A 17,909-nucleotide genomic window follows, 5' to 3' on the forward strand; every position below is an offset into this window, starting at 1 on the left:
GGAGCAAGCTTATGAAGATCAGCGCACGCAACCAGATTTCCGGCACGATCGTCTCGATCACGCCCGGTGCCGTGAATGGCTCGATCAAGGTCGATATCGGCGGTGGCAACGTCGTCACGGCCAACATCACTGAGGAGGCGATCGCGGACCTTGCACTCGCGACCGGCGACACGGTCACGGTACTGGTAAAGGCGAGCGACGTCCTGATCGGCAAGTGACCCTGCGCCGCCCTGGTTATCCGGGGCGGCGTTCTTTCAGCGGCCCGCCAGATAGCGCGCGAGCGGGTCGATCATGTCCTCGGGAATGCGGCGGGCGATGACCGGCATCGTCGCCTGCGATTTGCGAGCATCGACCACCGTCTCCTCGCCGCGCCAGTGGCGGAGGCGTTGCGCGATGTAGCTAGCGCGCTGGCCGGCTAGAACCGGGTAAGGCTTGCCGGGGGCGTGGCAGCTCGAGCAGGCGGGGAGCTGGACTTTCGGCAACCCCTCTCGCGCGATCTTCGCGGCTTGGGTCGAGCCCGACGGCGTTGCGCGGCCTATGCCCGGCATCGCGGCGAAGTGATCGGCCAGCCGTGTCATCTCGGCCGGGTTCAGCGTCGCGGCTGCGTTGGACATCACCGCGCTCTGCCGCCTGCCGGTGGCATAGGCCTGCAACGCCGCGCGGAGATACGCAGGGCTCTGGCCGCCGAGCACGGGGATGTCCGGCTGGCCGCGACCGTTTCCGTCCGTGCCGTGACAGCCGGCGCACGTGGCGATCCTGGCGTCGTCGGTCTTGCCGGGCGCCTTGACGGGCGGGGCGGGGACATCGGTCAGCGCGCGATAGGTGGCCGGCGACATTTCGGGCAACAGGCGGACGAAGGCGACCATGCGGCGAACCTCGTCGTCGCGGTCTTTGGCGGCCCAGCCGGGCATGCCGGTGTATTTGACGCCGTGCTTGAGAATCCAGAAGATCTGCCTGTCGGTCCATTCGCGCGCGTTGATCGACAGGTTCGGCGCGGGCGGAGTCGCGGACTGCATCACGGGAAGCGGGCGGACGCCGGGGGCGCCGTGGCACGAGGCGCAGCTTGCCTTGAAGTGGCCGGCCGCGCTGACGAGGCCGCCGTTCGCTTTGGGCCCCGCGTTCGCCTTAGGATCGTCGGGCGCGGTGAACGCGGCGTGCGTGCGGACCGAGTTGCGCATCGTCCAGTGGAGGAACCAGTCGGTGACCTTCCAATGGCCGGACGAGGCGGCGATGTTGAACACGCCCGACCAGGCGAACAACAGCCCGGCGAGCGCCAGCGCGACGATGGCGGCGGCGGCGCGCGCCCAGGTTATCCGGATCCTCATGCGGTCGCGCTCCGTGTCTTCAACAGTCCGCCGAGCATCGCGAGCCCGCCGATGAAATAGCTCGCCGCGCCGACCATCAGCATGACGACGCCGCCGAGTTGCTGGTCTTCGAGGGCGTCGAGACCGTGGATGGCCGGGTGCATCTCCATCATCGCGTAGAGCGGTCGCGGGGCGAGGCCGATCAGCGCGCCGAGCAGCGTCATGTGCATCGAGGTCAGCAGCAACGCGGCGACTCCCGACGCGCGGCGATCGGTCGCGCCGCCGCTGCGGGTGCCGAGGGCTGCGCTCCAGAGGAGCACGCCCGCGATGAGGAAGCTCGCTTGTTCGATCAGCAACGCGAGTGGCTGCATGTCGACACGGAGCCGCAACGCGGGCAGGTGCCAGAGCCACACCACGACCAGCTCGACCAGCGACATCGCGAGCGGGGTCACGATCGCGGGCCAGCGCTCGGCCGGATCGAACCGACTGCCGGCGATGCCGTACGCCAGGAACGGCGCTGCGACCGCGACCGCGATCATGTGGCCCGTCATGTGCCCGACCATGCCGAGCGGCGCGGCGGCGAACGCCCAGCCGATCGGGAGGAGTGAGCCGCCCAGTGCAAGGCTCGCGCGTCTCATCGGCAATCGCCGAACATGATGACCGGTAGCGCCGTGAAGATCACCGCGACGAAGCTGAGCCCCGCCAGCAACCGTGTCGACAGCGCCAGGAAGCGTAGCCGGTCGATCTCGGTGCCCTGTTGATGCGGTGCCGGATCGCCCGGTGTCTCGGACTGGACGCGGGCGATATAGCCCGCCGCGACGATGCCGAGCAGGGCTAGGATCGTCGCGATCAGCGTTGCGAACGGGAACCCGGTCAATGCCGTTCGCGGCGTCGACGATTTCGCGCACGTCACCGCCACCCACAGATAGCAGAACAGGAAATGCACGGCCCAGATCGTCGGGGGGACGATCAGGGTCCACAACGTGACCTTCAGGTCGCGCGCCCAATGGCCGAACCGCCGCCGCTCGGGTTTGTCCGTCATGCGACCCCCGGGAACAGGCCGATCGTGCAGAACGTCACGATGCCGGTCAGCGCGAGGAAATGGTGGTACACGGTGATGTTGCGCAGGTCGGCGTCATAGACCGGCGTCATCTTCCCCGCGAGGCTGCGCGCGAGCGTATAGGCCTGCATGATGACCCCGATCGCGGCGTGCACCGCGGTCCAGATCGCCAGAGTCCAGACGATCGCGGGGTAGACGTGGAGTTCGGGATCGAGCCCCGAATACCACGGTCCGGCGAGCCCGGCGAACAGGCTCGCCAGCGTCGCGACCATCCCGACGATCAGCAGCGCGCGACCCGCACCGACGTTGCCGCGACGATGCACTTCGCGCGCGCCGACGGTCGCGGCCCAGCCGGCCAGGGTGAGCGCCAACGCGACCATCGGCCAGAATACGCCCGGACCGTTCAGTCCTGCGCCGCTCGGCGGGAAATCGTTGTGGATCGTCCAGAAGAAGAAATAGCCGAACACGAGGCCTGAAAACGCGGTCGCGTCGGCCATCATCGTGATGAACATCGCCCACCAGCCCGGCGCCGACGGGCCGGAGGTGTAGAGCGGCACTTCGATCCCGTGGCCGATATGCTTGGTCGGCTTTTCGGGGATCTCGGCGGTGCCGGTCCACAGCCACCACAGCACGCAGGCAAGCGTCGCGACGCCGCTCAACGCCGACAGGAGATAGAGATGGTAGGTCGTCAGGATGAACACGCCGGCCAGCGCGACCGCGGTCATCATCGGCTTCACGCTCGGCGTACCAAGGCGGATGACCTGCAACGGGCGCGCATCGAGCACGGTGGTGATGATCGACTCGCGCCGCATCTCCTCCGCGTCGGGCAGGAAGAAGCGGCCTTCGTCGACCTTCTGGACGAAGTTCTTCTGGTCCCAGATCGGATAGCGGCTCTCGATCAGCGGCACCGAACGGATGCCCCAATCCTCGTCCTCGGGTAGCGCGAGCCACTCCAGCGTGCCCGCATTCCACGGGTTGCGCGGGGCCTTCGGACGGCGTGGCGACAAAGCGAGGTCGATGCAGACGATCAGCACGCCAGTTGCGAACATATACGAGCCGGCGGTCGAGGCGAGGTTGAGCCCGCCGATGCCGAGTTCCTCCGGATAGGTGAAGACGCGGCGCGGCATGCCGAGCAGGCCGGACAGATGCATCGGGAAGAAGGTCAGGTTCATGCCGACGAACATGATCCAGAATGCGATCCGCCCGAGCCGGTCGCTCAGCTTCTTGCCCGTCACCAGCGGCCAGTAATAATACAGCCCGGCGAACAGCGGCAGCAACGTGCCGCCGATCAGCACGTAATGGAGATGCGCGACGATGAAATAGGTGTCGTGCGCCTGCCAGTCGAACGGGGCGACCGCCACCATCACGCCGGTCAGGCCGCCGATCACGAATACCGCGAGGCTGCCGGTCGCGTAGAGCAAAGGCGTCGATTTCTTGACGTTGCCGGCCCAAAGCGTCGCGATAAACACGAAGATCTGAACGCCGGTCGGGATCACCACCGCTTCGGACGCGGCAGCGAAGAAGGCGAGGCTGATCTTAGGGAGCCCGGTGGTGAACATGTGGTGGACCCACAGCCCGAAGCTCAGGAACGCGGTGCCGACCGCGGCCAGCACGATCCACGGATAGCCCAGCAGGTGCCGCTGCGCGAAGGTCGGGATCAGCATCGCGAACAGCGCGATCGACGGCAGGAAGACGATGTAGACTTCAGGGTGGCCGAAGATCCAGAACAGGTGCTGCCAGAGGAGCGGGTCGCCGCCCTTCTCCGCATTGAAGAACGGCCAGTTCAGCAGCCGCTCCATCTCGAACAGCACGTCGCCGGCGATCAACGGCGGGAAGGCGAACAGGATCATCACCGCGACGACCAGGATGTACCAGGCGTAGAGCGGCATCAGGTTGAGGCGCATGCCGGGCGGGCGGCATTTCAGCACGCCGACGATCAGCTCGACCGCCGCGGCCACCGACGACACCTCGATGAAGCTGAGGCCCAGCATCCAGATGTCCGCGCCGAGTCCGCTGAGGTCGGTCCGCGTCGTCAGCGGCGGGTACATGAACCAGCCGCCATCGGGCGCCGCGTCGAAGAAGATCGAGCCCGACACGAACACGCCGCCGATCAGGAAGCTCCAATAGCCGAACCCCGACAGCCGCGGGAACGGCAGGTCGCGCGCGCCGAGCAGTTGCGGGAGCAGGATGATCGACACCGCCTCGAACATCGGCACCGCGAACAGGAACATCATCATCGAGCCGTGCAACGTGAACAGCTGGTTGAACGTGTTCGCGGTCACGAGGTCGTTGTTCGGGACCGCCAGCTGCGTCCGCATGATGAGCGCCAGCACGCCCGCGAACAGCATGAAGCCGAACGCGGTCAGCGTGTACCAGACGCCGATCCGGTTGTTGTTGACGTCGGTCCAGTGGAAGAACCAGCCCGAGGGTGGCTTCCACACTTCGCGCAGGCGATCCTCCTGCGCCTTGCGGACGGCGGGATCGTTCTGGTCGGGGGCGACGTACGGGGTGCTCTCGTTGGTCATTTGAGCCCCTGGAGGTAGCTGGCGATCTGGTCGGCTTCGGCGGGTGACATCTGCGGGAAGGCGGGCATGCGCACGCCCGGCTTTGTCTTGGCCGGGTTGCGAACGAAGCCGGCGATGTTGGCTTGGGTCATCGGCAGGACGCCGGCGGCAAGCGTCGGGCGCGAACCGAAGTGAGTCAGGTCGGGGCCGATCTTGGCGACCGGGCCAACACCGCGGACGGTGTGGCAGCCGCTACAGCCATAGCTCGCGAACAGGCGGGCGCCGGGTGATGCGGTGACGGTCGCGGGGCGGCTCTGCTCGGCAAGCCAGCGCTCGAACGCGGCCGGCTCCATCGCGATCACGTCGAACGCCATCAGCGCATGGCCGAGCCCACAGAACTCCGCGCAGACGCCGCGATAGGTTCCGGCTTTGGTCGCGCGGACGACGAGGCGGTTGGTGCGGCCGGGGATCATGTCCATTTTGCCCGCCAAGCCCGGCACCCAGAAGCTGTGGATGACGTCGGGGCTGCGCAGCGACAGTTCGACGGTGCGGCCGACGGGCAGGCGGAGTTCGTTCGCGGTTTCGATCACTGAACCGCCGGGCGGTGCATAACGGATGCGCCACCAGAATTGCTCGCCCTCGACGCCGATGCGGAGATCTCCGTCGGCGACTTCGCGCGGGCGCATCGCGGGAAGCGCGTAGAGCAGCAGCGCGAGCAGGATGATCGACGGTCCGATGCCGCCGAGCCACAGCACCAGCTTCATCCCGCCTTGGTGCGTCAGCCGACCTTCCGGCGCGCGCATCGCGTGGCGCATGAGCAGCGCGAGGCCACCCGCGAGAATGATGGCGCCTATGACCAGAACGATGGTGATCGAACGGACCTTGTCCGCTTCCTCACCGAACGGCGCGAGCGTCGATTGGTGCTGGTTGCACGCCGCCAACAGCGGCAGGCACGCGCCCACGGAAAGAGAAATAGCCTTCCGCATCATCACCTTGCCACCCGTTTGAAGAGGGCTTTCTAAACGTGAGGGCGGGGCGGCGTAAACCCGAAAATGACAGTTAGTTCATGTTGGGCGAAGGACAGCAATACGGCGCCGGGTCGATCCTCCCCCGCCAGGGGGAGGTGGTACCGAAGGTGACGGAGGGGGAGGACACGGAGCCGAGGTTTCGCTCGCCTCCCCCTCCGTCTGGCAAGAGCCAGCCACCTCCCCCTGGCGGGGGAGGATCGCGGTCGCTTTACAGCCCGAAACGCAGGGTCGCCCGGAAATCACGACCCGCAAGCGGCCCGAAATCCTTCAGGAAGCTCGTCGCGCGCCGTGCGTTCACGTCGAACAGGTTGTTCGCGCTCAGCAGCAACGTCGTCTTCGAATCCTTGCCGAACGGGCTGAGGCCGATCGAGGCGTTGACCATCGTGTACTGGTTGGTCTTCGTCTCGAACGCGGCGATGCGGTTCTGGTCGAACACGTGCTCGACCTCGACGCGGCCGTTCAGCCGGTCGCCCTGCGCCTCGATCCCGCCGAGCACGCGCATCGGCGGGATGCGCGGGACCGGGCCCTGGTCGACGATGTTGGCATGGACGTAATCGCCCAGCACGTCGGCGTTGACCGCATAGCCGCCGATCTGCGCGACCTTCACCGACGCATCCGCCTCGAACCCGTAATAGCGCGCATCGGCCTGCTGATACTGGAAGCAGGGCAGGTCGACGGTGCGACCCGATGGATCGGCCGCCGCCTGGCAGACCGACGAGGCGACCTGGTTCTCCGAGATATAGTTCGAGAACCAGTTGTAATAGGCCGACGCGTCGAAGCTGAAACCGTCGCCATGTGCGTGCAGTGTCGCTTCGAGGCCCCACGACTTCTCGAGCCGGAAGTTCGGATTGCCGAGCTCGTAGGCCTGCGTGCCGGCATGCGCGCCGTTCGCGAACAGTTCCTCGGCCGACGGCGCACGCTCGGTCCGCGAACCGTTCAGCCCGACGCGGATGCTGTCGGTCAGCGCGTAGGAGGCACCGAGCGACCCCGACACCGAATGATAGCTCTGGCTGCCACGGAAGAAGCGCAGGTCATCCGCAAGCGTCCGTGCGGCAAGATCGGTGATCTCGTAGCGCACGCCACCCTCGGCGCGGAACTTGCCGGCCTCGTATTGCTGGAGCGTGAAGAGGCCGGTCTGGTTGGTCTCGTTCTTCGGCAGGAAGGCCTCTTCGCCGACCACGTCGAAGATGCGGTTGTAGAACTGCACGCCCGACGCGCCCTGCCAGCCGCCACGGTTCGCCTGGACGACTTCGAGGCGCCCTTCGAGGCCCTTGTTGTAGAAGGCGGTGCCGACGGAGTTGTCCTCCTCGAGTTCGAAATGACGATAGCTCGCTTGCCCGACGCGGACGCGGATCTTGCTGATGACGTCGCCGCCGGTATCGATCTCACCGCGCAGGTCGACGCGGTTCTGGACGATGTCGAGCCGTGGTGCTTCCTGCTCCTGGCCGGCTTGCGTGGCGTAGCGGATCGGCACGCCGTACAGGCTGTCGTAATGGCTGTACGACACGCCGAGGCTGCCATTGTCGGTGATGATCGACGCGCCCGCGCCCGCCGTCCATGTCTCGGACTGGGTGTTGGGGAGCTTGCCCTTCAGTTGCGCCGATGCGGCATAGTCGATCGGATCGGCCTCGTTCGGGTCGACCGGCTGCGCGGCCGCCGTCGCCAGCGCCTGCGCGCGGGCGTCGCGCGAGAGTATATAGCCCCCGGTGCGCAGGTCGCCCGACTTCAAATACGAGCCATCGGCATGCAGCACGAGGTGCTGGCCGACCGCGACGTCGCCCGCCATGCCGCCCGACCGCTCGTTCGCCGCCGAGCCATAATTGGCGATGCCGTTCACGCGGTAGCCGTTCTCGGGCACCGACCGCGGAATGCGCGTGTCGATGACGTTGACGACGCCGCCGACCGCCGACGTCCCGTAGAGCAGCGCGCTCGGCCCGCGGAGGATCTCGATGCGCTCGGCGAGCAGCGGGTCGATGATGACCGCGTGGTCGACCGAGGTGTTCGAGACGTCGATCGAGCCGATCCCATCGGTCAGCACGCGGATACGGTCGCCCTGGAAGCCGCGCAGGATCGGACGCGAGGCGCTCGGGCCGAACGAGGAGGCCGACACGCCGGGCTGGCGCGCGAGCGTTTCGCCGATCGATGGGCGCAGCTGGCGGGTGAGTTCCTGGCCGGTGAGAACGGTGGTGCCCTGCAACACGTCGCGCTCGCTGGTCTGCAGGGGTGCGGTGACGATGATGTCGCGCTGGTTGGTCGAGCCGACCGACGCTGGGGATGCGGAGTCCGCGCCCTGTGTGGAAGTCTGAGCGTGAGCCTGAGAGGCGAGGAGCGCAGCCAGGGCGGTAGCGCCGAACAGCATCGTCTTCATGAAATTCCCTTGTGTCGTCCCTGTACGACACTGCGGGTATATTTGATGATACATCATATCAAGTGACAAGAATGCCATGTGCGACGATACCTCCCGCGCTGTTGCTGCAAGGCAACATAGTCGGGGGCAGCGCGTAATGGCGACGCTATCGTCCCAGGCCGTGCAGCGAAGGCTGGACCGAGGCAGGATGGCAACGCTCGTCACGCCCGATCGTGAACACTGCAGAAGGCGGCAGAACCGCATCGGCCGGGCTCAACGGCCGCCTCTGCGCGACTTACCCCGCAACGATCAATTCCTTGATCCGCCCGGCGAGCGCCTCCATCGCAAACGGCTTGGTCATCACGTGCATGCCGGGATCGAGATGGCCGTTGCCCACCACCGCGTTCTCCGCATAGCCGGTGATGAACAGTATTTTCAGGTCGGGCCGTCCAATGCGCGCTGCGTCCGCCATCTGGCGTCCGTTCATCCCGCCCGGCAAGCCGACATCGGTGACCAGCAGGTCGACGCGCAGGTCCGATTGCAGCAGCTTCAACCCGGAGGCGCCATCCGCCGCTTCGATCGCCGCATAGCCCAGTTCCTGCGTCGATCGCCTCGAACAATGCCTGATAACGCTCCTGCGCCGGGATTGCGGCATTCGGCGTGGTATAGGGTCGCTGCATTACATCTCGAACGTCGGAGGGCGCGACCTCACGTGACAAGGCCGGCGGGCCAACGCATCAACGTGACAGACGATCCCACGGCAGGTCGGATCATGCCAGTTCAGATTTCGCCCACCCGTTCGAGCGCCAGAGGAAGCAGCCGCATCAGGCGATCAGCCCAGTCTGCACATCCTTCGGCCGAGCCGAGCAGATCCTGCCGGATTTCGATTTCGGCATAGGGGCGGGCAGGGTAGGCATGGCGCGGGATCGTGTAGTCGATCAGGTCCATCCGGTACGGCTCGTTGTCGCCGACCGTGAGATCCGCCTCGGTTCGCAACACGCCGATCAGGGCGTGCGCGAACGCCGTGTCGCCGCCGTCGTGCAGGATGCCGATCTGCCACGGCCGTTCCTGATCGCGCATCGGGCCGCTCATCAGGGGCGTGAAGCTATGCAGCGCTATAACCACGGTGGTCATGCCCAGTGCATCGCGGCGCGCGAGTTCGGCATCGATCGCGGCATGATAGGGCTCGTGGATTTCGGCGAAGCGTGCCGCGCGATCCACCTGGGTCATCCCCGCATTCCCCGGCACGACGGTCCCGTCGCTCACTGCGGCGATGACGTCGGGCTGGTCCGGGCTGCGATTGCAGTCGATCACAAGCCGCGAATAGGTCTGTCGCACGAACACCGCATCGAGCCGCTCGGCCAGCAGGACGCCAAGCTCGCCGATACCGATGTCCCAGCCGATATGGCGCGACAGGTCCGCCTCGCCGAGCCCCAGCGAGCCCAGCCGCATCGGAACCGCCTTTCCCGCATGATCGCCGATCAGCAGGAACGATGATGCGCCTGCCGGGTTGATCACCGTGACCGGAGGGGTATCCTCGGTCGTAAGCAGCGATTGGCTGACATTGCTGTTCATGCGACGTGGATTCCGGATGCCATCTCTAACGCTCTCTCATGTAACCAAATACTCGTACCGCAATCCGGTTGCGTTTGGCGAGCACCGGATCATGGTTCGCCCTCGCGAGAGCTACGACCAGCATCTGATCGACGCGCAGTTGACGATCAGCCCCGAGCCCTCCGACGTCCGCTGGCTGCAGGACGTGTTCGGCAATTCGGTCGCGATCGCCACCTTCAACAAGCGCGCGCGGGAGCTGGTCATCGACAGCACGGTGCGCCTGCTCCACACCCCGGCGGAGCTGCAGGACGTCGATATCGAGGATTACGCGCGGCTGTATCCCTTCACCTATTCGTCGGAGGAGATGCCCGACCTGCTTCGTTCGATCGAGCGCCAGCATCATGATCCACTGCGCGAGATCGACACCTGGGCACGGCGGTTCGTCGGGACCGGCGGACCGACCGACACGCTCGCGATGCTGTCCGAGATGACGGCAACGATCCGGCGCGAGTTCACCTACGTCCCGCGTCCCGAGAAGGGTACGCAGTCGCCGATGGAGACGCTGGCCAAGCGCAAGGGCACGTGCCGTGATTACGCGATGCTGATGATCGAAGCGGTCCGCGCACTCGGCTTCGCGGCACGGTTCATCTCGGGCTATGTCTATAACCCGACAAGTCGCGAGCAGCGGACCGGCGGCGGCAACACCCACGCCTGGGTTCGCGTCTACCTGCCCGGATCGGGGTGGGTCGAGTTCGATCCGACCAACGGCATCGTCGGCAATCGCGGCCTCGTCCGCGTCGCGGTCGCGCGCGACATCTATCAGGCGGTGCCGGTCTCGGGCACCTGGAGCGGCTTTCCGGGGAGCTTTCTCGACATGAGTGTGTCGGTCGACATCACCGTGGACGACGTTGCCGCAGACTATCAACACTCGCGAACGGTTTGATAAGGGGGACTTCGATGCTGATCCGCGCTGGCTATACCATCCGCTTCGAAACCGATGTGGCGACACCGATGCTGACGATGTTGAGCATCCACCCCTCCCGCAACAAGGATCTCGTTACCCCGCACCGGATCGTCGACGACCCCGACGTGCCGGCGTATGATTATCTCGATGCGTTCGGCAATGTCTGCACGCGCATCACCGTCCCCAAAGGCGGGCTGACGCTGTCGTGCGACTTCACGATCGAGGATAGCGGGCAACCCGATCCCGTGACGCCCGATGCGATCCAGCACGCGGTCGAGGACCTGCCCGACGACATCCTCATCTTCCTGCTCGGCAGCCGCTATTGCGAGACCGATCGTCTGTCGGAGACGGCTTGGTCGCTGTTCGGGCATGTCCCTGCAGGCTGGCAGCGCGTCCAGGCGATCGTCGACTTCACGCACGATCACGTCGAGTTCGGCTATCACTACGCGCGCCCGACCAAGACCGCCTGGGACGTCTATCAGGAGCGCCAAGGTGTGTGCCGCGATTTCGCCCACCTTGCGATCACGCTGTGCCGCTGCATGAACATCCCGGCGCGCTATTGCACCGGCTATCTTGGCGATATCGGCATCCCGCCGGTCGACGCACCGATGGATTTCTCGGCGTGGTTCGACGTGTATCTCGGCGGAACATGGCACACGCTGGATGCACGCCACAACCGGCCTCGGATCGGCCGGATCCTGATGGCACGTGGGAGGGACGCGACCGATACGGCGCTTACGACGACCTTCGGTCCGGCGCGCCTGGTTGGCTTCGACGTCCACACCGAGGAAGTGGTGACGGCGCCCTAAACCTGCCCTAGCGTCAAGTTAGGCCTTGTCGCGACCGTCGCCTTGGGCCTAACGGCTCCGATCCCCCAACTTATGCTGCGATGCACAACATGACTTCAACCTCCGACGACCAGTCCGCCCCGGCCAACGCGAATGCCCTGCTGTTGCAGGCGATCGCTCTGCGCAAGTGCATCACCGCCACCTATAACCGGATGGTCTGCACGCTGGCGCCGCATATCCTGTACACCAAGCATGACGACGTGTTCGTCGATGCGGTGACGTTGGAGCGCGACGGTCTACCGCCCAAGGAGATCAAGCTCGGCACGTTCAAGCTGGCGGGGCTCAAGGACATCACGGTCACGGATCGCTCGTTCGTGCCCGACGCGATCTTCAATCCCGGCGATATCAAGTACGACCGAGTGACGCTGTTCGTCGTCGACCGTACCTGATTTCTACGCCGCCGCGGCAGGCAGCCAGGCGGTCTCGATCTCGCCATAGCGATCGGTGAACCCGGTCGCGGCGACCAGGGCCGCCTCGTCCATGATCTTCACGCGCCGACCGGTCCGTTCGATCACGCCGCTCTTTTCCAGTGCGCGGATGGTCCGGTTGACGTGAACCTTGGTCAGGCCCAGCGCATCGCCGATATCCGTCTGCGTCAGCGGCAGATCGAAAGAGTCGACGATTCCGCCCGCCGTCACCCGCAGTCGGGCGATGATATCGAGCAGCAACGTCGACAACCGCTCGCTTGCGCCCATCCGGCCGATCGTCGTCAGCCGATCGCTCATCGCCACATTCTCGGCCGCGGCAATTGCATAGAGCAGTCCGCCGATACGCGGCTGCGCGCGGAAGAGCAGTCCGAGTTCGGTCTTGGGCATCTCGATCACGATGCAGTCCGAGATCGCGGTGAGCGTTGCCGCGGCCTGGGACCACGCCATGCTCGACGTGCCGATCAGGTCGCCCGCATAATGGAATCGCAGAATCTGCCGTCCGCCCGTGGCGAGTTTGGTCGAGGAATGCAGCCACCCCTGGCGCACGACGTACAAGGCATGGCTCTCGCCGCCTTCCGCCATCAAGACGTCGCCGGCCTTCAGCCGCCGCTCGCCTTTTTCGGCATGCAGGATCGCCTGACGTTCCGCATCAGTGAGATCGAGGTGTCGCCCTAGCCGTGCGATCAAACCGCTCAATTGCATTCGAGTCCCTTTTTCCTGCGTTATGCTCGCTGCTTGTCCGGCCGCGTAACGTGATATCTTGGTGAGCCATGCATCGGCACCGCTTGGTATATTTACCAAATGGACGGTCCCGATGTCGTGTCGATCCCTAGCCACCCTGTCCTAACGCCGTTTCGACGAGCGGCGCAACGCGCGCTGCGATCCGATCCACACCGGCGGGATTGGGATGAACCCGGTCCGCCTGCATCAGTTTGGGGTCGCCGATCACGCCGTCGAGAATGAACGGGTAGAGCGATGCATGGTATGTCTTGGCAAGGTTCGGCCATATCCGATTGAATTGCGACGTGTAGTCCGGGCCAAGGTTTGGCGGTGCCATCATCCCGGTCAGCATCGTCGGGATACCACGACGCTTTGCCTCCTCCAGTATCGCGGTCATGTTCGCGCGTGTCTCGGCAGGTGCAATCTGTCGCAGCACGTCGTTTCCGCCAAGCCCGATGAGGATGAGGTCCGGCTTGCGCGGCAGATTGTCGAGCGCGAATGCGAACCGCTGTCGTCCCGCGGCGCTGGTGTCTCCCGATACGCCGGCGTTGACGACGGTCGCGTTGATCCCGTCGCGTCGCAGCCTGTTCTGCACGGCATCGGGCAGGCTCTGCCCGCGATCGAGCCCGTATCCGGCGTACAGACTGTCTCCAAAAGCGAGAATCAAACGTGCTGGCCCGCTCGGCGCGGGTATCGTGGCAACGGGGGCAGGGGCCGGCGCCGCGGCATTCTCGGCCTGCGCAGTGGCGGCCGGCGCATCGTGCCTGTCGCAGCCGGTCAGCAACGCCGCTTGGAGAAGCAGCGTACCGACCCCATAGAGTGTCCAGCATCTGCCGTTTCGATTTTGCTCCAACGTGAAGATCTCCCCTCGCCCATGACTGACATTGCGCCCGCGCTTGCTGCCGACGACCCCCAGCTTACTGCCAAGGACCAAAAGCTTGCTGTCGAGGACATGGTGATCTCGATCCGCGATGTCACCCTGACGCTTGGCGCATCGACGGCGGCGACGACGATATTGAAGGGCATCGACCTGGAAATAGCGCGCGATACCAGCACCGCGCTGCTCGGACCGTCGGGATCCGGCAAGTCTTCGCTGATGGCGATCCTCGCCGGGCTCGAACAGGCGAGCGGTGGCCGAGTGCAGGTCGCGGGGCTGGATTTCGGGGCGCTTGACGAGGACGCGTTGTCCCGCGCGCGCCGGGGCCGCATCGGCATCGTCCTGCAGGCCTTCCATCTGCTGCCGACGATGACCGCGCTGGAGAATGTCGCGGTGCCGATGGAACTTGCCGGCATGGCGGACGCGTTCGATCGGGCGGAGGCCGAACTGCATGCGGTCGGGCTGTCGCATCGTATCGGCCATTATCCGACCCAATTGTCGGGCGGCGAGCAGCAGCGCGTGGCGATCGCGCGTGCGCTTGGGCCACGCCCGGCCATCGTGTTCGCGGACGAACCCACCGGCAACCTCGATGCCGCGACCGGCGCATCGATCATGGACCTGTTGTTCGATCGTCGTGCGGCTACCGGCGCGACGCTGATCGTGATTACCCATGATCCCGTCCTCGCGGCGCGCTGCGACAGGATCGTTGAACTTGCCGACGGCCGCATCGTCGCGGATCACCAACGGTGAGCGACTGGCGGCTGGCGTGGCGGCTTGCGCGGCGCGAACTGGACCTGCGTTTCCGCGGACTTCGGCTGCTGCTTGCCTGCCTGTTCCTCGGGGTGGGCGCGTTGGCGGCGATCGGCAGCCTGACGCAGGCGATCGACACCGAACTTGCGTCACGCGGTAGCGCGATCCTAGGCGGCGACGTTGAGTTCGCCGCGTCGCAACGCGCCGCGACGCAAGCCGAGCGCGCTGCGATGGCCCGCCTCGGCACCGTCTCCGAAACCGTCCGGATGCAGGCGATGGCGGTGCGCGGCACGAACAGCGTGCCGATCGAACTCAAGGGCGTCGATGCCGCTTATCCCTTGTACGGCACGTTGGCGGTGCGTGGCGGGGAGTCCGCGAGATCGCTCGATGCGAACACGGTCCTGATCGGGCCGGCGCTGGCGGAGCGGCTGGGGATCGGGCGTGGCGCGCAGCTAAGACTGGGAACCGCGGCATTCACGGTCGGCGGCATCGTCGCGAGCGAGCCGGACCGGCTGGGGGAGGGGTTCACGCTTGGCCCGGTCGCGATCGTGTCGCTCGAGGGTATCGCCCGAACTGGGCTCGTCCAGCCGGGGAGCCTGTACGAGAGCAAGTACCGCATCCGCCTGCCGACGGGAGCCTCTCCGACAGCGGCGAGCGATCGCTTCAAGGCGGCGTTCGCGACCGGCGGCTGGGAAACCAAGACCCGTGATCGTGCCGCGCCCGGCGCCGAGCGTTTCGTCGACCGGATGGGTCAATTCCTTCTGCTCGTCGGCCTTTCTGCGCTGGTCATCGCCGGGATCGGCGTCGGCAACGGCGTATCCTCCTACCTTACCGCTCGCCGTGGGAGCATCGCCGCGTTGAAAGTGCTCGGCGCGACGTCGGGCATCGTGGCGCGGATCTACGTGCTGCAGGTTGCAGTGGTCGCCGCGATGGGAATCGCTGCAGGGTTGATCGCTGGTGTCGTGACCGTGCCGTTCATCGTCTGGCTCGCGGGCGACGTCCTGCCGGTCGCACCCCGGTTCACCGTGCAGGCCGCACCGCTCGCGCTTGCTGCCGCATATGGCATGCTGATCGCGCTGGCCTTCACCGCGCCGCCGCTGATCGAGGCCGGACGTATTCCTGCCGCCGGGCTGTTGCGCGGACTGCCGGGCGAGCGCCGCGTTCCGTTGCGCCGGACGTTGCCCTGGATCCTGGGTGCGGGCGCGGCGATCGTCGCATTGGCGCTGTCGACGGCCGAGCAACCTTTGCTCAGCGCCGGGTTCCTGGCGGCCGTCGCAGCCGTCCTCGCGATGCTCGCCTTGTTCGGATGGGCTGTCCGGCGCGGCGCGGCACTGCTGCCTCGGTCCAAGCGCCCTTTGTTGCGGCTTGCGGTTGCCGGACTGCATCGTCCCGGCGCGCGGACCGGCACGCTAGTCGTCGCACTCGGCCTCGGTCTCACCTTGTTCGTCTTGCTGGCAGGCATCCGCACCAGCATCGATGCCAACATCGCGCGCACCGTGCCGAACCGTGCGCCTGCCCTGTTCGCGCTCGACGTGCCCCCCGACCGCGAAGCCGAATTTCGTCGCACGGTCGAGGGCATCGCGACGCACCCGGTGATCCGGACCGTTCCCGCGATGCGCGGCACCATCACCGGCTATGGCACGACTCGGGTCGCCGACTTGAAGACGTTGCCGGAAGGCGCCTGGGCGCTGCGCGGCGAACGCGGTTTGACCTATTCGGCGACCTTGCCCGAGGGGAGCGAACTCACCGCCGGCCGCTGGTGGCCGCGCAACTACCGCGGGCCGCCTCTGGTCTCGATTGACGAGCGGCTGGCCAAGGTGCTCGATCTCAAGATCGGCGATCCGCTCAGCTACACGTTGCTCGGTATCGAGCGGACCGCGCGGATCGCGTCGTTCCGGCGGATCAGCTGGGATACGCTCGGCTTCAACTTCGTGATGGTCTTCTCGCCCAACGCGATCGATGACGCGCCTCATAACCTGGCGGCGACGATCGATCTCGCCCCCGGGCAGGAATCGATGGTGATGCGCGCGCTGCTGCCGCGCTTTCCGTCGGTATCGGTGATCGAGGTACGCGGCGTACTGGGCCAGGTGCGCGCGATCGTGACGCAGATGGCGACGGCGATTACCGCCGCGGCCTCGGTCGCGATCCTCGCCGGTATAGCGGTGCTGATCGGCGCGATCGCCGCGGCGCGAGAGGCGCGTACCTATGACGGCGTGATCCTGCGGACGCTTGGCGCGACACGGTGGCAGGTGCTTGGCGTCCAGGCGCTGGAATATGCGTTTCTCAGCGTCATCCTGTCGTTGCTCGCGCTGCTGCTGGGGCTCGGCGGCGCGTGGTATATCGTGACGCAGTTGTTCACGTTCGAATGGCTCCCCGATTATGCGACCGTCCTCGCCACGTTGCTCGGCGGGGCGGGGCTGACCATGGCTATCGGACTGATCGGCGCATGGCCGATCCTCGGCGCACGACCCGCACAGGCCTTGCGGCAACTCTAGCCACCGATCCGCGACGACGACCCGGCACGTTTGCGTGCTTGCCGCGTTAGGCGGGTGGGGGGATCTGCCCGCCGAACCGAGCCCGAGGAGCAAGACGCTGGCCGATACCGATCACCCGACGGCCCATACCGCCACCAGCCCCTGGTCGATGTCGGCGCGTGAATGGTGGAAAGTCCTGAAGCGCACATGGACCGAAGCCGGCGACGACAATATCGGACTGATCGCGGCCGGTACCGCATTCTATGGTTTCGCCGCGATCGTCCCGCTGCTCGCGTCCGTTGTGCTGGTCTACGGTCTGGTCGCCGATACCACGACGGTGGTCGCGAACATCCGCGGGCTGTTCAATGTGTTGCCCGAAGACGCGGCGCGCGTGATCGGCGACCAACTCACCACGGTCGTCAATACGTCGGAAGGTAAGAAGGGGTTCGGGCTCGTCATCGCGCTCGGCATCGCGCTGTATGGCGGCACCAAGGGCGCGTCGTCGATCGTCACCGCGCTGAACATCGCGTATGAGGAGAAGGAAACGCGCGGGTTCGTCTTACTGAACCTGCTCGCCTTTGCGATCACCGGTGGTGCGGTCATGCTGGCCTTGGTCGCCGCACTATCGACCGCGGCGTTTGCGCTGCTCGACAGCCTGATACCCGGCGCACCTGAAATCCTGCTCTTGGCGATCCGTCTGGCCAGCTATGGCGTACTCGCGTCGTTGGGCGTCACCGCGGCCGCATGCCTGTATCGGTTCGGCCCCAACCGTCACAAGGCCAAGTGGGCATGGCTGACGCCGGGATCGCTGGCCGCGACATTGGTCTGGCTGGGCGCAACGATCGGGTTCGGCGTCTACGTCGCGCGCTTCGGCAATTACGGCGCGACCTATGGTTCGCTGAGCGCAGTAATCGTGCTGCTGACGTGGCTGTGGCTATCGGCCTATGTCTTCCTGCTTGGCGCAGAGCTGAATTCGGAACTCGAACACCAGACGACGAGTGACACGACGACCGGTCCGTCGGCTCCGATGGGCGCACGAGGCGCGACCGTC

16 protein-coding genes and 1 pseudogene (1 of these 17 only partly in view) are annotated in these 17,909 nt (G+C 66.0%); 7 read left to right on the top strand and 10 right to left on the bottom strand.

What is annotated here, in order from left to right; translation table 11 throughout:
* Positions 1 to 11 precede the first annotated feature (11 nt).
* Complete coding sequence (locus AC1MLZ_RS16525; RefSeq protein ID WP_192976138.1) at positions 12 to 218, top strand: TOBE domain-containing protein; 207 nt, start codon at positions 12 to 14, stop codon at positions 216 to 218.
* A gap of 36 nt (positions 219 to 254) precedes the next feature.
* Here the strand turns inward: AC1MLZ_RS16525 and AC1MLZ_RS16530 are convergent, their stop codons facing one another.
* From AC1MLZ_RS16530 to AC1MLZ_RS16565, 8 genes and pseudogenes are all read right to left on the bottom strand, one after another.
* Positions 255 to 1,325 (bottom strand): c-type cytochrome, encoded by a 1,071-nt coding sequence (locus AC1MLZ_RS16530; RefSeq protein WP_480959427.1) that lies wholly within the window; start codon positions 1,323 to 1,325, stop codon positions 255 to 257.
* A complete protein-coding gene (locus tag AC1MLZ_RS16535; protein WP_480959428.1) occupies positions 1,322 to 1,942 on the bottom strand; it encodes a cytochrome c oxidase assembly protein in 621 nt (206 codons plus the stop codon). Before AC1MLZ_RS16535 ends, AC1MLZ_RS16530 begins: the two co-directional genes overlap by 4 nt.
* Positions 1,939 to 2,346, bottom strand: coding sequence for a hypothetical protein (locus AC1MLZ_RS16540; protein ID WP_480959429.1), 408 nt, complete (start codon positions 2,344 to 2,346; stop codon positions 1,939 to 1,941). Before AC1MLZ_RS16540 ends, AC1MLZ_RS16535 begins: the two co-directional genes overlap by 4 nt.
* Complete coding sequence (ctaD, locus tag AC1MLZ_RS16545) at positions 2,343 to 4,889, bottom strand: cytochrome c oxidase subunit I (RefSeq protein ID WP_480959430.1); 2,547 nt, start codon at positions 4,887 to 4,889, stop codon at positions 2,343 to 2,345. Before ctaD ends, AC1MLZ_RS16540 begins: the two co-directional genes overlap by 4 nt.
* The gene (locus AC1MLZ_RS16550) at positions 4,886 to 5,854 is read right to left on the bottom strand and encodes a cytochrome c oxidase subunit II (RefSeq protein ID WP_480959431.1); all 969 of its coding nucleotides are present in this window, start codon (positions 5,852 to 5,854) and stop codon (positions 4,886 to 4,888) included. Before AC1MLZ_RS16550 ends, ctaD begins: the two co-directional genes overlap by 4 nt.
* A gap of 250 nt (positions 5,855 to 6,104) precedes the next feature.
* Complete coding sequence (locus AC1MLZ_RS16555) at positions 6,105 to 8,264, bottom strand: TonB-dependent receptor (RefSeq protein WP_480959432.1); 2,160 nt, start codon at positions 8,262 to 8,264, stop codon at positions 6,105 to 6,107.
* Positions 8,265 to 8,538: 274 nt separating this feature from the next.
* A pseudogene (locus AC1MLZ_RS16560) lies at positions 8,539 to 8,841 on the bottom strand (response regulator); the annotation flags it as partial.
* A 182-nt stretch (positions 8,842 to 9,023) separates the two neighbouring features.
* On the bottom strand, positions 9,024 to 9,818 hold the full coding sequence (locus AC1MLZ_RS16565) for an N-formylglutamate amidohydrolase (RefSeq protein WP_480959433.1): 795 nt from the start codon (positions 9,816 to 9,818) through the stop codon (positions 9,024 to 9,026).
* A gap of 16 nt (positions 9,819 to 9,834) precedes the next feature.
* On the opposite strand from AC1MLZ_RS16565, the gene AC1MLZ_RS16570 reads away from it, so the two are divergent.
* The 3 genes from AC1MLZ_RS16570 to AC1MLZ_RS16580 all read left to right on the top strand — a co-directional run bounded on the left by AC1MLZ_RS16570 (position 9,835) and on the right by AC1MLZ_RS16580 (position 11,998).
* Positions 9,835 to 10,740 carry a transglutaminase family protein gene (locus AC1MLZ_RS16570; RefSeq protein WP_480959434.1) on the top strand — a complete coding sequence of 302 codons (906 nt, stop codon included), beginning with the start codon at positions 9,835 to 9,837 and terminating at the stop codon, positions 10,738 to 10,740.
* Between the two features lie 14 nt (positions 10,741 to 10,754).
* Positions 10,755 to 11,570 (top strand): transglutaminase-like domain-containing protein, encoded by an 816-nt coding sequence (locus tag AC1MLZ_RS16575; protein WP_480959435.1) that lies wholly within the window; start codon positions 10,755 to 10,757, stop codon positions 11,568 to 11,570.
* 89 nt (positions 11,571 to 11,659) lie between these two features.
* Entirely contained in the window at positions 11,660 to 11,998 is a 339-nt protein-coding gene (locus AC1MLZ_RS16580; RefSeq protein WP_480959436.1) for a WYL domain-containing protein, read from the top strand.
* A 3-nt stretch (positions 11,999 to 12,001) separates the two neighbouring features.
* Here the strand turns inward: AC1MLZ_RS16580 and AC1MLZ_RS16585 are convergent, their stop codons facing one another.
* Together AC1MLZ_RS16585 and AC1MLZ_RS16590 are read right to left on the bottom strand one after the other, a co-directional pair.
* Positions 12,002 to 12,733 (bottom strand): Crp/Fnr family transcriptional regulator, encoded by a 732-nt coding sequence (locus AC1MLZ_RS16585; protein ID WP_480959437.1) that lies wholly within the window; start codon positions 12,731 to 12,733, stop codon positions 12,002 to 12,004.
* Between the two features lie 133 nt (positions 12,734 to 12,866).
* Positions 12,867 to 13,610 (bottom strand): arylesterase, encoded by a 744-nt coding sequence (locus AC1MLZ_RS16590; RefSeq protein WP_480959438.1) that lies wholly within the window; start codon positions 13,608 to 13,610, stop codon positions 12,867 to 12,869.
* Positions 13,611 to 13,709: 99 nt separating this feature from the next.
* On the opposite strand from AC1MLZ_RS16590, the gene AC1MLZ_RS16595 reads away from it, so the two are divergent.
* The 3 genes in view from AC1MLZ_RS16595 to AC1MLZ_RS16605 are tightly spaced (at most 34 nt apart) and all read left to right on the top strand, a layout consistent with a single transcriptional unit that may run on beyond the window.
* The gene (locus AC1MLZ_RS16595; RefSeq protein ID WP_480961592.1) at positions 13,710 to 14,384 is read left to right on the top strand and encodes an ABC transporter ATP-binding protein; all 675 of its coding nucleotides are present in this window, start codon (positions 13,710 to 13,712) and stop codon (positions 14,382 to 14,384) included.
* A complete protein-coding gene (locus AC1MLZ_RS16600) occupies positions 14,381 to 16,879 on the top strand; it encodes an ABC transporter permease (protein ID WP_480959439.1) in 2,499 nt (832 codons plus the stop codon). Before AC1MLZ_RS16595 ends, AC1MLZ_RS16600 begins: the two co-directional genes overlap by 4 nt.
* Before the next feature lie 34 nt (positions 16,880 to 16,913).
* Positions 16,914 to 17,909: the 5' portion of a YihY/virulence factor BrkB family protein gene (locus tag AC1MLZ_RS16605; RefSeq protein ID WP_480959440.1), read on the top strand. Its footprint extends 252 nt past the window's final position; only the first 996 of its 1,248 coding nucleotides appear in the window; the start codon lies at positions 16,914 to 16,916; the stop codon falls past the right edge of the window.

The sequence above is a fragment of the Sphingomonas sp. PEI4 genome (assembly GCF_056679955.1).